The 14,875-nt window shown below is 70.8% G+C and carries 12 protein-coding genes and 2 pseudogenes; all 14 read left to right on the plus strand.

Features of this window, described 5'->3' with window-relative positions:
- Positions 1-77: 77 nt before the first annotated feature.
- Positions 78-1,872: pseudogene (locus R2B38_RS36750) on the plus strand (DUF5941 domain-containing protein).
- Positions 1,869-2,621, plus strand: a complete 753-nt coding sequence (locus R2B38_RS36755; protein WP_318020119.1) for a phosphocholine cytidylyltransferase family protein — start codon at positions 1,869-1,871, stop codon at positions 2,619-2,621. Before R2B38_RS36750 ends, R2B38_RS36755 begins: the two are co-directional and overlap by 4 nt.
- Positions 2,609-3,670 (plus strand): iron-containing alcohol dehydrogenase family protein, encoded by a 1,062-nt coding sequence (locus R2B38_RS36760; protein ID WP_033281741.1) that lies wholly within the window; start codon positions 2,609-2,611, stop codon positions 3,668-3,670. Before R2B38_RS36755 ends, R2B38_RS36760 begins: the two co-directional genes overlap by 13 nt.
- Positions 3,648-4,427: a CDP-alcohol phosphatidyltransferase family protein gene (locus tag R2B38_RS36765; protein ID WP_078651441.1), complete on the plus strand. Its 780-nt coding sequence runs from the start codon at positions 3,648-3,650 to the stop codon at positions 4,425-4,427. Before R2B38_RS36760 ends, R2B38_RS36765 begins: the two co-directional genes overlap by 23 nt.
- Before the next feature lie 5 nt (positions 4,428-4,432).
- Positions 4,433-5,304: pseudogene (locus R2B38_RS36770) on the plus strand (glycosyltransferase family 2 protein).
- Positions 5,305-5,456: 152 nt separating this feature from the next.
- The gene (locus R2B38_RS36775) at positions 5,457-6,386 is read left to right on the plus strand and encodes an ABC transporter permease (protein ID WP_318020120.1); all 930 of its coding nucleotides are present in this window, start codon (positions 5,457-5,459) and stop codon (positions 6,384-6,386) included.
- Positions 6,379-7,170 (plus strand): ABC transporter ATP-binding protein, encoded by a 792-nt coding sequence (locus R2B38_RS36780; RefSeq protein WP_199810975.1) that lies wholly within the window; start codon positions 6,379-6,381, stop codon positions 7,168-7,170. Before R2B38_RS36775 ends, R2B38_RS36780 begins: the two co-directional genes overlap by 8 nt.
- Before the next feature lie 399 nt (positions 7,171-7,569).
- Positions 7,570-8,472: a squalene synthase HpnC gene (hpnC, locus tag R2B38_RS36785; RefSeq protein WP_318020121.1), complete on the plus strand. Its 903-nt coding sequence runs from the start codon at positions 7,570-7,572 to the stop codon at positions 8,470-8,472.
- Positions 8,469-9,419 (plus strand): presqualene diphosphate synthase HpnD, encoded by a 951-nt coding sequence (gene hpnD, locus R2B38_RS36790; protein WP_033281746.1) that lies wholly within the window; start codon positions 8,469-8,471, stop codon positions 9,417-9,419. The genes hpnC and hpnD overlap by 4 nt, the downstream gene beginning before the upstream one ends.
- Positions 9,419-9,559: a DUF6380 family protein gene (locus R2B38_RS51390; protein WP_405846277.1), complete on the plus strand. Its 141-nt coding sequence runs from the start codon at positions 9,419-9,421 to the stop codon at positions 9,557-9,559. The genes hpnD and R2B38_RS51390 overlap by 1 nt, the downstream gene beginning before the upstream one ends.
- Positions 9,556-10,986: a hydroxysqualene dehydroxylase HpnE gene (gene hpnE / locus R2B38_RS36795; RefSeq protein WP_318020122.1), complete on the plus strand. Its 1,431-nt coding sequence runs from the start codon at positions 9,556-9,558 to the stop codon at positions 10,984-10,986. The genes R2B38_RS51390 and hpnE overlap by 4 nt, the downstream gene beginning before the upstream one ends.
- Positions 10,986-12,113: a polyprenyl synthetase family protein gene (locus R2B38_RS36800; RefSeq protein WP_318020123.1), complete on the plus strand. Its 1,128-nt coding sequence runs from the start codon at positions 10,986-10,988 to the stop codon at positions 12,111-12,113. The genes hpnE and R2B38_RS36800 overlap by 1 nt, the downstream gene beginning before the upstream one ends.
- Positions 12,114-12,225: 112 nt before the next feature.
- On the plus strand, positions 12,226-14,232 hold the full coding sequence (gene shc, locus R2B38_RS36805) for a squalene--hopene cyclase (RefSeq protein ID WP_318020124.1): 2,007 nt from the start codon (positions 12,226-12,228) through the stop codon (positions 14,230-14,232).
- A complete protein-coding gene (locus R2B38_RS36810) occupies positions 14,232-14,873 on the plus strand; it encodes a 1-hydroxy-2-methyl-2-butenyl 4-diphosphate reductase (RefSeq protein ID WP_318020125.1) in 642 nt (213 codons plus the stop codon). The genes shc and R2B38_RS36810 overlap by 1 nt, the downstream gene beginning before the upstream one ends.
- The last annotated feature ends 2 nt before the right edge of the window (positions 14,874-14,875 follow it).

Consider the following 14,875-nt stretch of genomic DNA (forward strand, 5'->3'; position numbering starts at 1 on the left):
CCCGGGTGCCACCCGAAGGGCGCCACCACCATGCACATGACCGGCGCCCGAGCGTCGGACCCAGGGAGTGAGTTCGGTTGCCGACCGCCATCCTCACCGGTCAGCCGGTCCCCGGATCGTCGATCGAGGGCGATCTGCGGTCGCTCGGCTTCGACGTCCGGACCGCCGCCGACACCACCGAGGCGGAGACGCTCCTCGCGGCGGTCCCCGGTGACCAGCGGGTCGCCGTCGTGGACGCCCGCTTCGTGGGTCACGAGCACGCGCTGCGCCTCGGCCTCACCGACCCCCGCTTCCCGCTCGCCGCGGTACCGGGCGCCGTCACCGCCCAGCCGGCCGGACGCCAGGCCCTGACCCGCGCGGTCGCCCGCGAGCACTCGGCCGGCGGCGGCACGACCCTCCTCGACAACCTCGCCGACCGCGTCGTCACCGCCCTCGACGCCGACGGCTGCGCCGTGCACCGCCCCGAGCTGGGCAGCCTCGTCGCCACGGTCCCCGCCGACCCGCAGGCCCGCAACGAGGCACGGCAGGCGGTCGCCGCCGTCGACGACGAGGCCGTACGCCTGAAGTCGGCGGTGAAGTCCCGCGACGGCTTCTTCACCACCCACTTCATCAGCCCGTACTCCCGCTACATCGCGCGCTGGTGCGCCCGCCGCGGCCTCACCCCGAACCAGGTCACCACCGCGTCCCTGCTCACCGCGCTCATCGCGGCCGGCAGCGCGGCCACCGGGACCCGCGCCGGCTACGTCGTGGCCGGCGTACTGCTCCTGTGCTCCTTCGTCCTCGACTGCGTCGACGGACAGATCGCCCGCTACGCCCTGAAGTACTCGACGCTCGGCGCCTGGCTCGACGCCACCTTCGACCGCGCCAAGGAGTACGCCTACTACGCGGGCCTCGCGCTGGGAGCGGCCCGGAGCGGCGACGACGTATGGGCGCTGGCACTCGGCGCGATGATCCTGCAGACCTGCCGGCACGTCGTGGACTTCTCGTTCACCGAGGCCAACCACGACGCCACCGCCAACACAAGCCCCACCGCCGCCCTCTCCGACAAGCTCGACAGCGTCGGCTGGACGGTCTGGCTGCGCCGGATGATAGTCCTGCCCATCGGCGAACGATGGGCGATGATCGCCGTCCTCACGGCCGCGACGACCCCCGCATCACCTTCTACGCCCTCCTCGTCGGCTGCGCCTTCGCGGCGACGTACACGACGGCGGGCCGGGTGCTGCGCTCGCTGACCCGCAAGGCGACGCGGACGGACCGGGCGGCGCGGGCGCTGGCGGACCTCGCGGACAACGGGCCGCTGGCCTCGGCGGTGGCGAAGCTGCGTGGCCCGAACACGCGGTTCTACCGGAGCTCCCCGCTGCTGTTCGCGGTGCTCGGTGTCGTCCTCCTCGTCTCGGCGGTCCTGTCCGGCGATCCCTGGACCGCTGTCGGCGGTGCCGCCTTCTACGTCGTCACCTCGGGCCTCGCCCTCTCCCAGCCCCTCAAGGGCACCCTCGACTGGCTGGTCCCCCGCTCTTCCGGGCGGCGGAATACTGCACCGTCCTGATCCTCGCGGCCAAAGCGGAGGTGAACGGAGCGCTTCCGGCGGCTTTCGGCCTGGTGGCCGCCGTCGCCTACCATCACTACGACACGGTGTACCGCATCCGCGGCAACGCCGGGGCGTCCCCGGCCTGGCTGGTGCGCGCCATCGGGGGGCACGAAGGGCGGACGCTGCTCGTCACCGTTCTCGCCGCCGCGCTCACCGCGTCGCAGTTCACGGTCGCGCTCACGGTCCTGGCCGTGGCCGTGGCCCTGCTGGTGCTCGTCGAGAGCATCCGCTTCTGGGTGTCCGCAGGGGCGCCCGCCGTACACGATGAAGGAGAACCCGCATGATCGGCCTCGTGCTGGCGGCCGGCGCCGGACGGCGTCTGCGCCCCTACACCGACAGCCTTCCCAAGGCTCTGGTGCCGGTGGGGCCCGCGGGCATAGAGGGCGAACCGACGGTCCTGGACCTCACCCTCGGCAACTTCGCCGAGATCGGTCTGACCGAGGTCGCGATCATCGTCGGCTACCGCAAGGAGGCCGTCTACGAACGCAAGGCGGCCCTTGAGGCGAAGTACGGCCTCAAGCTCACCCTCATCGACAACGACAAGGCCGAGGAGTGGAACAACGCCTACTCCCTGTGGTGCGGACGTGACGCCCTCAAGGACGGCGTGATCCTCGCCAACGGCGACACCGTCCACCCGGTCTCCGTCGAGCACACGCTGCTCGCGGCGCGCGGCGAGGGCAAGAAGATCATCCTCGCCCTCGACACCGTCAAGTCCCTCGCGGACGAGGAGATGAAGGTCGTCGTCGACCCCGCCAAGGGCATGACGAAGATCACCAAGCTGATGGACCCCGCCGAGGCCACCGGCGAGTACATCGGCGTCACCCTCATCGAGGGCGACGCCATGTCCGAACTGGCCGACGCGCTCAAGACCGTGTGGGAGACCGACCCGCAGCAGTTCTACGAGCACGGCTACCAGGAGCTCGTGAACCGCGGCTTCCGGATCGACGTGGCCCCGATCGGCGACGTCAAGTGGGTCGAGATCGACAACCACGACGACTTGGCCAAGGGTCGGGAGATCGCGTGCCTGTACTGACCCGGCTGATTCCCTCGCCCGTCGTCGTGGACATCCGCCCGGGTGCCCTCGACGACCTGGCCGGTGTCCTCGCCGACCAGCGCGTCTCGCACTCCGGCCGGCTGGCCGTCGCCGTCAGCGGCGGCTCCGGTGCCCGGCTGCGCGCGCGCCTGGAACCGAGCCTGCCCGGCGCCACCTGGTACGAGGTCGGCGGCGGCACTCTGGACGACGCGATCCGGCTGGCCGGCGACATGAAGGCCGGTCACTACGACGCGGTCGTGGGCCTCGGCGGCGGCAAGATCATCGACTGCGCCAAGTTCGCCGCGGCGCGCATCGGCCTGCCACTGGTCGCCGTACCGACGAACCTCGCGCACGACGGCCTGTGCTCGCCGGTCGCCACCCTCGACAACGACGCGGGCCGCGGCTCCTACGGCGTGCCGAACCCGATCGCCGTCGTCATCGACCTCGACGTGATCCGTGAGGCACCGGTCCGCTTCGTGCGGGCGGGCATCGGGGACGCGATCTCCAACATCTCCGCGATCGCGGACTGGGAGCTCGCGAACCGCGTCAAGGGCGAGAAGATCGACGGGCTCGCCGCGGCCATGGCCCGGCAGGCCGGCGAGGCCGTCCTGAGGCACCCGGGCGGGGTCGGCGACAACGCCTTCCTCCAGGTGCTGGCCGAGGCGCTCGTCCTCAGCGGTATCGCCATGTCGGTGTCGGGCGACTCACGCCCGTCCTCCGGCGCCTGCCACGAGATCAACCACGCCTTCGACCTGCTCTTCCCCAAACGCGCCGCCGCCCACGGCGAGCAGTGCGGACTGGGCGCGGCCTTCGCGATGTACCTCCGCGGGGCCCACGAGGAATCGGCCTACATGGCCGAGGTGCTGCGCCGGCACGGACTGCCGGTGCTGCCGGAGGAGATCGGGTTCACGGTGGACGAGTTCGTCCGTGCCGTGGAGTTCGCCCCCGAGACCCGCCCCGGCCGCTACACCATCCTCGAACACCTCGACCTGAAAACCGACCAGATCAAGGACATCTACGCCGACTATGTCAAGGCCATCGGTAGCTGAACTCCGTCCCGTCGTCCACCCCGCAGGGGTGAAGGACCGGCGCAGCGGTGAGCACTGGATGGGACGCCTCTACATGCGTGAGGTGTCTCTGCGGGTCGACCGCTACCTGGTGAACACCAGGGTCTCGCCCAACCAGCTCACGTACCTGATGACCGTCTTCGGTGTGCTCGCGGCCCCGGCGCTGCTGGTGCCGGGGATCACGGGCGCCGTGCTCGGCGTGGTGTGCGTCCAGATGTATCTGCTGCTGGACTGCGTCGACGGCGAGATCGCCCGCTGGCGCAAGCAGTACTCCCTCGCCGGGGTCTACCTCGACCGCGTCGGTGCCTATCTGACCGACGCCGCCGTGCTGGTGGGCTTCGGGCTGCGCGCGGCCGACCTGTTCGGCAGCGGCCGTATCGACTGGCTGTGGGCCTTCCTCGGGACGCTGGCCGCGCTCGGCGCGATCCTCATCAAGGCCGAGACCGACCTGGTCGGCGTCGCCCGCCACCAGACCGGCAAGGCCCCCGTCCAGGAGGCCGCGGCCGAGATGCGGTCCTCCGGGATGGCGCTGGCCCGCCGGGCCGCCGCCGCCTTCAAGTTCCACCGGCTCATCCTCGGCATCGAGGCGACCCTGCTGATCCTGGTCCTCGCGATCGTCGACCAGGTCCGCGGCGACCTGTACTTCTCGCGGCTCGGCGTCGCCGTACTGGCCGGCATCGCGCTGCTGCAGACCCTGCTGCACCTGGTGTCGATCCTCGCGTCGAGCAGGCTGAAGTGAGCGGCATGAAGGTCGGCGCGGTGATCATCACCATGGGCAACCGCCCCGACGAACTGCGGGCGTTGCTCGACTCGGTCGCCAAGCAGGACGGCGACCGGGTCGAGGCGGTGGTCGTCGGCAACGGCTCGCCCGTCCCGGACGTCCCCGCGGGCGTCCGGACCATAGAGCTGCCCGAGAACCTCGGCATCCCCGGCGGCCGCAACATCGGCCTGGAGGCCTTCGGGCCCGCCGGTCGCGATGTCGACATAGTGATGTTCCTCGACGACGACGGGCTCCTCGCCCAGCACGACACCGCCGAGCTGTGCCGGCAGGCCTTCGCCGCCGACCCCCGCCTCGGCATCATCAGCTTCCGCATCGCCGACCCGGAGACGGGTGTCACCCAGCGCCGGCACGTGCCCAGGCTGCGCGCCTCCGACCCGATGCGCTCCTCCCGGGTCACCACCTTCCTCGGCGGCGCCAACGCCGTCCGCACGAAGGTCTTCGCCGAGGTCGGCGGACTCCCGGACGAGTTCTTCTACGCCCACGAGGAGACGGACCTCGCCTGGCGGGCCCTCGACGCCGGCTGGATGATCGACTACCGGTCCGACATGGTCCTGTTCCACCCGACCACAGCGCCCTCGCGGCACGCGGTCTACCACCGCATGGTCGCCCGCAACCGGGTCTGGCTGGCCCGCCGCAACCTCCCCGCCCCCTCGTCCCCGTCTACCTCGGGGTATGGCTGCTGCTCACCCTCCTGCGCCGCCCCTCGCGCCCGGCGCTGCAGGCCTGGTTCGGCGGGTTCAAGGAGGGGTGGACCACTCCGTGCGGCCCGCGCCGGCCCATGCGGTGGCGTACGGTGTGGCGCCTGACCCGGCTGGGCCGTCCTCCGGTCATCTGACAAGCTCGGGGCGCGCGTCACCCCGCGCGGGACGCGCGGCCGACCCCTCGAAACGTATCCGGCGGCGGATACGTGTCAGTTCCTGTAGCACAATTCCGTAAGACGAACGCAAGACAGTCGTAAGACGAATCCGAAAATGAAGGCATCCACCCTTGAGTGAGACAACGCATGACGGCGGAGTCGCGGTGAGCCCGCGTCCGTCGCCCGACGAAGGCCTCACGGCGGCGCAGCTGTCCGCCAAGTACGGGCTGACGGTGAGCGGTGCCCGCCCCGGACTCGCCGAGTACGTCCGCCAGCTCTGGGGACGCCGGCACTTCATCCTCGCCTTCTCCCAGGCGAAGCTGACGGCCCAGTACAGCCAGGCGAAGCTCGGCCAGCTCTGGCAGGTGGCCACACCGCTGCTGAACGCGGCCGTGTACTTCTTCATCTTCGGCGTCATCCTGAAGGCCAGCCGCGGCATGTCCCGGGACGTGTACATCCCGTTCCTGGTCACGGGCGTCTTCGTGTTCACCTTCACGCAGAGCTCGATCATGGCGGGCGTCCGCGCGATCTCCGGCAACCTCGGCCTGGTGCGCGCGCTGCACTTCCCGCGCGCCTCGCTGCCGATCTCCTTCGCGCTCCAGCAGCTCCAGCAGCTGCTGTTCTCGATGGTCGTGCTGTTCATCATCGTCGTGGGCTTCGGCAGCTACCCCAGCCTGTCCTGGCTGCTGATCGTCCCGGTCCTGGTGCTGCAGTTCCTCTTCAACACCGGGCTCGCGCTGATCGTGGCGCGGATGGGCGCCAAGACCCCGGACCTCGCGCAGCTGATGCCGTTCATGCTGCGCACCTGGATGTACGCGTCGGGCGTCATGTTCTCCATCAGCACGATGATGGAGGGCCGCTCCGAGGTGTTCGTCCGCATCCTGCAGGTGAACCCGGCGGCCATCTACATGGACCTGATGCGCTTCGCGCTCATCGACGGCTACGGCTCGTCGAACCTGCCGCCGCACGTCTGGGCCATCGCCGCCTTCTGGGCCGTGGTCCTGTTCGTCGGCGGTTTCGTGTACTTCTGGCAGGCGGAGGAGAGGTACGGCCGTGGCTGAGCAGAACGTCGAGCAGACCCCCCGGGATCTGGTCCCCACCGTCATCGCGGACGAGCTGCACATCGTCTACCGCGTGCACGGTGCCAAGACCGGCAAGGGCAGCGCCACCTCCGCCCTCAGCCGCATAGTCAAGCGCGGCGAGGAGCGCGGGGTGCGCAAGGTGCACGCCGTCAAGGGCGTCTCCTTCGTCGCCTACCGCGGCGAGGCCGTCGGCCTCATCGGCTCGAACGGCTCCGGCAAGTCGACCCTGCTGCGGGCCATCGCCGGCCTGCTCCCGGCCGAGAAGGGCCGGGTCTACACCAACGGCCAGCCCTCGCTGCTGGGCGTCAACGCGGCCCTGATGAACGACCTCACCGGCGAGCGCAACGTCATCCTGGGCGGGCTCGCCATGGGCATGTCCCGCGAGCAGGTCAGGGAGCGCTACCAGGAGATCGTCGACTTCTCCGGCATCAACGAGAAGGGCGACTTCATCACCCTCCCGATGCGCACGTACTCCTCCGGCATGGCGGCCCGGCTGCGTTTCTCCATCGCGGCGGCGAAGGACCACGACGTCCTGATGATCGACGAGGCGCTGGCCACCGGCGACCGCAAGTTCCAGGTCCGCTCCGAGGAGCGCATCCGCGAGCTGCGCAAGTCCGCGGGCACGGTGTTTCTCGTCAGTCACAACAACAAGTCGATCCGCGACACCTGCGACCGCGTGCTGTGGCTGGAACGCGGCGAACTGAGGATGGACGGCCCGACCGACGAGGTCCTCAAGGAGTACGAGAAGTTCACGGGCAAGTAGTCCCCGCGCATAGCGGGCGCAAAAGCCCAGATCGCTTCCCAGAGCCCCGCCGGAACTGTTCCGGCGGGGCTCCGCGTCTGCAAAGGAAACGTCAACTCGGCCCGGCCCAAGGAATCTTGACGCCAATCGGTGTGTTGTTGTGATGTGCAGGACACCCCGAGGAAGCTCACTGCGTTGTACAACGTAAGCTGTACCGGTGCCGAATAGCGGCAAGTGGGGCGATAATGCGCGACACCCTTCTGCGGGTAAGCCTGCGTTTAACTGTGCGGACGACTGGGCGGCGTGTCCGAAATAGTGTGTATTGGGTCGGCAGTGTAGAACGGGAGATGTGACGGCAATGGCTACGGAAACTCCCCAGCTCACCGAAGCATGCGCCGTCCCCGCCCCTGGCAGTGAGCGGTGACGGGAACCGGCTCCGCCGGCACCGGTGATCCGGAGCGCGGCACACTCGACAAGGCCGCGGCTGAGAACTTCCCCGTGGCGCCTTTCTTCCTGCCCAGAGCCTGGCGCACCGATCTCATGGCGGTGTACGGATTCGCCCGCCTCGTCGACGACATCGGCGACGGCGATCTGGCCCCCGGCGGCGCCGACGCTCGCCTGCTCGGCGTGTCGCCCGCGGACGCCGAGGACCGCCTGCTCCTCCTCGACGCCTTCGAGGCCGATCTGCACCGCGTCTTCGACGGCACCCCGGGCCACCCCCTGCTGCGCCGCCTCCAGCCGACCGTCCGCCGGTGCGCGCTGACCCCCGAGCCCTTCCTCGGCCTGATCGCCGCGAACCGCCAGGACCAGCTCGTCACGCGCTACGAGACCTACGACGATCTCCTCGCCTACTGCGAACTGTCCGCGAACCCGGTCGGCCGCCTGGTCCTCGGCGTCACGGGCACCGAGACCCCCGAGCGGGTCCGGCTCTCCGACGCGATCTGTACCGCACTTCAGATCGTCGAACACCTGCAGGACGTGGCCGAGGACCTCGGCAACGACCGCATCTACCTGCCCGCCCAGGACATGAAGCGCTTTCACGTCCAGGAAGCGGATCTCGCCACGCCCTCCGCGGGCGCATCGGTGCGCGCACTGGTTGCATACGAAGCAGAACGCGCCCGCGATCTCCTGAATGAAGGCGCCCCCCTGGTGGGTAGCGTCCACGGCAGACTGAAGCTGCTGCTCGCGGGGTTCGTGGCGGGGGGAAGGGCGGCGATCCGAGCGATCGTCGCCGCTGAATACGACGTACTTCCCGGCCCGCCCAAGCCCGGCAAGATCCAGTTGCTGCGTGAGGTGGGCGTGACTCTGCGAGGAGAGGGGTGATCCGCAGCGTGGAGTCTGCACCGCACATGTCCGCACCGGTACTCGCCGCCTACAGCTACTGCGAGGCCGTCACCGGTCAGCAGGCACGTAACTTCGCGTACGGCATCAGACTGCTGCCGACGCCCAAGCGCCGCGCGATGTCGGCGCTGTACGCGTTCTCCCGGCGCGTCGACGACATCGGCGACGGCGCCCTGCCGACCGACGTGAAGTCGGCGCGGCTGGAGGACACCCGGGCGCTGCTCACCCGGGTCCGTGAGGGCAAGGTCGAGGAGGACGACACCGACCCGGTCGCGGTCGCCCTCGCGCACACGGCCGAGGCCTTCCCGGTCCCGCTCGACGGCCTGGACGAGCTCATCGACGGCGTCCTGCTGGACGTCCGCGGCGAGACCTACGAGACCTGGGACGACCTGAAGGTCTACTGCCGGTGTGTCGCGGGTGCGATCGGCCGCCTCTCGCTCGGCGTGTTCGGCACCGAGCCGGGCGCGCGCGGCGTCGAGCGCGCCTCGGAGTACGCCGACACGCTGGGGCTCGCGCTCCAGCTCACCAACATCCTCAGGGACGTCCGCGAGGACGCCGAGAACGGCCGGACCTATCTGCCCGCCGACGACCTCGCGAAATTCGGCTGCTCGGCCGGGTTCAACGGACCGACGCCGCCCGAGGGTTCCGACTTCGCGGGTCTCGTGCACTTCGAGGTGCGCCGGGCCCGCACCCTCTTCGCCGAGGGCTACCGGCTGCTCCCCATGCTCGACCGCCGCAGCGGCGCCTGTGTCGCCGCGATGGCCGGCATCTACCGCCGCCTCCTGGACCGCATCGAGCGCGAGCCGGAGGCCGTCCTGCGCGGCCGCGTCTCCCTGCCCGGCCGCGAGAAGGCCTACGTCGCGGTGCGCGGCCTGTCCGGACTCGACACCCGGCACGTCACGCGGCGGACCCTCAGGAGGCGCACCTGATGGACAAAGTGGGCCAAGGTGACGCCACCGGAGAAAAACGGCAGGCAACCCTCCGGTGCGAAGCGGCGTCCCTGACTGCAACGGTCCGCCGTGGCTGGTTCGAGTGCCTCGGTGGGCGCGCAGGGGGGAGTGCACGATGAGCGACGGGACGCGGCCCGAAGGGCTGCCCGCCGAGCCGGCGACGGGACCGGCCGGACGGCATGCCGTCGTGATCGGCGGCGGACTAGCCGGCATCACCTCCGCGCTCGCGCTCGCCGACGCCGGAGTCCGCGTCACCCTGCTCGAAGGCCGCCCGCGCCTGGGCGGACTCGCCTTCTCCTTCCAGCGCGGCGACCTCACCGTGGACAACGGCCAGCATGTGTACCTGCGCTGCTGCACCGCCTACCGCTGGTTCCTCGACCGCATCGAGGGCGCGGCGCTGGCTCCCCTGCAGGATCGTCTCGACGTGCCCGTACTCGACGTGAACCGCCCCGAGGGGCGCCGCCTCGGCAGGCTGCGGCGCGACGCGCTGCCCGTGCCGCTGCATCTGGGGCGCAGCCTCGCGACGTACCCGCATCTCTCGTTCGCGGAGCGCGCCAAAGTAGGGCGTGCCGCGCTCGCGCTCAAGGGACTCGACCTCGCCGATCCGGCCCTGGACGCGCAGAACTTCGGCGACTGGCTGACCGCGCACGGTCAGTCGGCGCGTGCCGTCGAGGCGCTGTGGGACCTGGTCGGGGTCGCCACCCTCAACGCGGTCGCGGGCGACTCCTCGCTCGCCCTGGCCGCGATGGTGTTCAAGACCGGTCTGCTCTCCGACCCGGGCGCGGCCGACATCGGCTGGGCACACGTCCCGCTGGGCGAACTGCACGACCGGCTCGCCCGCAAGGCGCTCGACTCCGCGGGCGTGCGCACCGAAGTCCGTACACGCGTCACCTCCATCTCTACAGACGAGAACGGCCGGTGGAGCGTTCACTGCCCCGGCGAGACTCTTGAGGCCGACACCGTCGTGCTCGCCGTACCGCAGCGCGAGGCCCACGATCTGCTGCCCGACGGCGCCCTCGACGCGCCTGAGCGGCTGCTGGCGATCGACTACTCGCCGATCCTCAACGTCCATGTCGTCTACGACCGCAAGGTGCTCGCCCGGCCGTTCTTCGCGGCGCTGGGCACCCCGGTGCAGTGGGTGTTCGACCGGACCGACGCGTCCGGGCTCAAGGACGGCCAGTACCTGGCGCTGTCCCAGTCCGCCGTGCACGACGAGATCGACGCGCCCGTGGCCGAGCTGCGCGAGCGCTACCTGCCCGAGCTGGAGCGACTGCTGCCCGGTGCGCGCGGCGCCGAGGTGAAGGACTTCTTCGTGACCAGGGAGCGTACGGCGACGTTCGCTCCCGCCCCCGGCGTCGGACGGCTGCGGCCCGGCGCCCGCACCAAGGCCCCCGGCCTGTACCTGGCCGGAGCGTGGACCGCCACAGGGTGGCCCGCGACCATGGAGAGTGCGGTCCGCAGTGGGGTGAGCGCGGCGGACGCCGCACTCGCCGCCCTGGGCCGGCCCCGCCCCCGTCATCTCTTCGAGTTCGAGGAGGCGGCGTGATGCTCGACCAGCATGCGGCGGGCCCCCGCACCCCCGGTAGCACGACAAGAGGAGAGACTGTGCCCACTGTGCCCCCGGCCGAGACGGCTGCCGACGCGGTGGACGTGTCCGCGCTCCTGGAGCGCGGCCGGACCCTTGCCACACCGGTACTGCGGGCGGCCGTGGACCGCCTGGCTCCCCCCATGGACACCGTTTCCGCCTACCACTTCGGCTGGATCGACGCCGAGGGCAACCCGGCGGCCGGCGACGGCGGCAAGGCCGTACGCCCCGCGCTCGCCGTGCTCTCCGCCGAGGTCACCGGCGCCTCGCCCGAGACCGGCATCCCCGGCGCCGTCGCCGTCGAGCTGATCCACAACTTCTCGCTGCTGCACGACGACCTCATGGACGGCGACGAGCAGCGCCGCCACCGCGACACCGTCTGGAAGGTGCACGGACCCGCCCAGGCCATCCTCGTCGGCGACGCCCTCTTCGCGCTGGCCAACGAGGTCCTGCTGGAGCTCGGCACCGTCGAGGCCGGCCGCGCCACCCGCCGTCTGACCACCGCGACCCGCGCCCTCATCGACGGCCAGGCGCAGGACATCTCCTACGAGCACCGCGACCGCGTCAGCGTCGAGGAGTGCCTGGAGATGGAGGGCAACAAGACCGGCGCCCTGCTCGCCTGCGCCTCCTCCATCGGGGCCGTGCTCGGCGGTGCGGACGACCGCACCGCCGACGTCCTGGAGAAGTACGGCCACCACCTCGGCCTGGCCTTCCAGGCCGTCGACGACCTCCTCGGCATCTGGGGCGACCCGGAGTCCACCGGGAAGCAGACCTGGAGCGATCTGCGCCAGCGCAAGAAGTCCCTGCCCGTGGTGGCGGCGCTCGCGGCGGGCGGACCCGCCTCGGACCGGCTCGGCGAGATCCTCGCCGCCGACGCCAAGAGCAGCGACTTCGAGAACTTCTCCGAGGAGGAGTTCGCGGCCCGCGCCGCGCTCATCGAGGAGGCCGGCGGCCGCGAGTGGACCGCCGAAGAGGCACGCCGTCAGCACACCATCGCCATCGAGGTCCTCGACGCCATCGACATGCCCGACCGGGTTCGGGCGCAGTTCACGGCGCTCGCCGACTTCGTCGTCGTACGAAAGAGATGATCACTATCGGTCGAATAGCCCTCGCGTAGTCGCCGGCCGGTGCTGCGAACGAACGAGTACCGGCCGACGGCGGACCCACAGCAGAGACATGCCACTGCACGAAGGGGAAGCCATGACAGCGACGACCGACGGAAGCACCGGGGCCATGCCTCCCCGTGTTGCCGCGGCCAGCGAAACCGACATCAACACCCCCGTGGCGGCCGGGGTGCACGACGCCGCCGCACACGCCGTACAACGCGCCACCGACTTCCTCCTCTCGCAGCAGGACGCCCAGGGCTGGTGGAAGGGCGACCTCGAGACGAACGTCACGATGGACGCCGAGGATCTGCTGCTCCGTCAGTTCCTGGGCATCCGCGACGAGTCGACGACCCAGGCCGCCGCACTCTTCATCCGCGGCGAGCAGCGCGAGGACGGCACCTGGGCCAGCTTCTACGGCGGACCCGGTGAACTCTCCACCACCATCGAGGCGTACGTCGCCCTCCGCCTGGCCGGGGACGCGCCGGACGCCCCGCACATGGCGAAGGCGTCCGCGTGGGTCCGCGAGCGGGGCGGGATCGCCGCGGCCCGGGTCTTCACCCGGATCTGGCTCGCGCTGTTCGGCTGGTGGAAGTGGGACGACCTGCCCGAACTCCCGCCGGAACTCCTGTACTTCCCGACCTGGGTACCGCTCAACATCTACGACTTCGGATGCTGGGCCCGGCAGACCATCGTGCCGCTGACGGTGGTCTCCGCGAAGCGGCCGGTACGGCCCGCGCCCTTCCCGCTCGACGAACTGCACACCGACGCGGACAACCCGAACCCGGTCAAGCCGCTTGCCCCGGTGGCGAGTTGGGACGGCGCCTTCCAGCGGCTCGACAAGGCACTGCACCTCTACCGCAAGGTCGCGCCGCGCAAGCTGCGCGGGGCGGCGATGAAATCGGCCGCGCGCTGGATCATCGAGCGGCAGGAGAACGACGGCTGCTGGGGCGGCATCCAGCCGCCGGCCGTCTACTCGGTGATCGCCCTGCACCTGCTGGGCTACGACCTCGAACACCCCGTGATGCGCGCGGGACTTGAGTCGCTGGACCGGTTCGCGGTCTGGCGCGAGGACGGGGCCCGGATGATCGAGGCCTGCCAGTCCCCGGTGTGGGACACCTGCCTCGCGACCATCGCGCTCGCCGACGCGGGCGTGCCCGCCGACCACCCCCAACTGGTCAAGGCGGCCGACTGGATGCTCGGGGAGGAGATCGTCCGCCCCGGCGACTGGGCGGTCAAGCGACCCCAACTGCCGCCCGGCGGCTGGGCGTTCGAGTTCCACAACGACAACTACCCCGACATCGACGACACCGCCGAGGTCGTGCTCGCCCTGCGCCGGGTCAGACATCACGACCCGGAGCGCCTCGACCGGGCCGCCGGACGCGCGGTCCGCTGGAACCTCGGAATGCAGTCGAAGAACGGCGGTTGGGGCGCCTTCGACGTCGACAACACCAGCCCGTTCCCCAACCGCCTGCCGTTCTGCGACTTCGGCGAGGTGATCGACCCGCCGTCGGCGGACGTCACCGCGCACGTCGTCGAGATGCTCGCCGTCGAGGGCCTCGCCCACGACCCGCGCACCCGGCGCGGCATCGAGTGGCTGCTCGCCGAACAGGAGGCGGACGGCTCGTGGTTCGGCCGCTGGGGCGTCAACTACGTATACGGCACAGGGTCGGTGGTGCCCGCCCTCGCCGCCGCCGGGATCCCCGGCTCGCATCCCGCGATCCGGCGCGCGGTCACCTGGCTGGAGACCGTGCAGAACGACGACGGCGGCTGGGGCGAGGACCTGCGCTCCTACAAGTACGCCAAGGAATGGAGCGGCCGGGGCGCCTCCACCGCCTCGCAGACGGCCTGGGCGCTGATGGCCCTGCTCGCGGCCGGGGAGCGCGACTCCAAAGCCGTAGAACGCGGCATCGAGTGGCTCGCGGCGACCCAGCGGGAGGACGGGTCCTGGGACGAGCCCTACTTCACCGGCACCGGCTTCCCGTGGGACTTCTCCATCAACTACCACCTCTACCGGCAGGTCTTCCCGCTCACCGCGCTCGGGCGCTTCGTGCACGGAGAACCGTTCTCCCAGACCCCGTTCTCCCCGGCCAAGGGGGGCTGATGGGCAGACAGTCCGCCGGACCGCCGCTGCTGATCGCCTGCGCGCTCGGCATCGAGCGCCTCGCCCTGCGTGCGGGCGACCGCTCCGGCGCCGACGGGCCGGTCACCTTCCTCAGGACGGGGATGGGGCCCCAGGCGGCCGAGGAGGCCGTCACCCGGCGTCTCACCGAGCCGGCGCTGGCCGGGGCCGCCGTACTGGCCACCGGCTTCTGCGCCGGACTCGCCCCCGGTATGCACCCCGGCGACCTCGTGGTCGCCGAGGAGACCAGGGAGGCGCGCGGAACCGTTCCGTGCGTCGGTACCGAGCTGCTCGTCAAGGAACTGGTACGGGCCCTGCCCGGCCGCACCGTCCACACCGGCCCCCTGACCGGTTCCGATCACATCGTCCGCGGTCAGGAACGGTCGGATCTGCTCGCGACCGGCGCGATCGCGGTCGACATGGAATCGGCGGCCACGCTGCTGAGCGCCGTGCGTACGGGCGCGCGCCCGGTTGCGGCCGTACGGGTGGTCGTGGACGCTCCTGAACATGAACTCGTCCGGATCGGCACGGTGCGCGGTGGAATATCGGCTTTCCGCGTTCTTCGATCCGTTCTTCCCGCTTTTTTCGAATGGCACCGTTCTTTGCTGCTCCCCCGGAGGTGAGC

The sequence above is a fragment of the Streptomyces sp. N50 genome, assembly GCF_033335955.1.
In the GTDB taxonomy this organism is placed as follows: Bacteria; Actinomycetota; Actinomycetes; order Streptomycetales; family Streptomycetaceae; genus Streptomyces.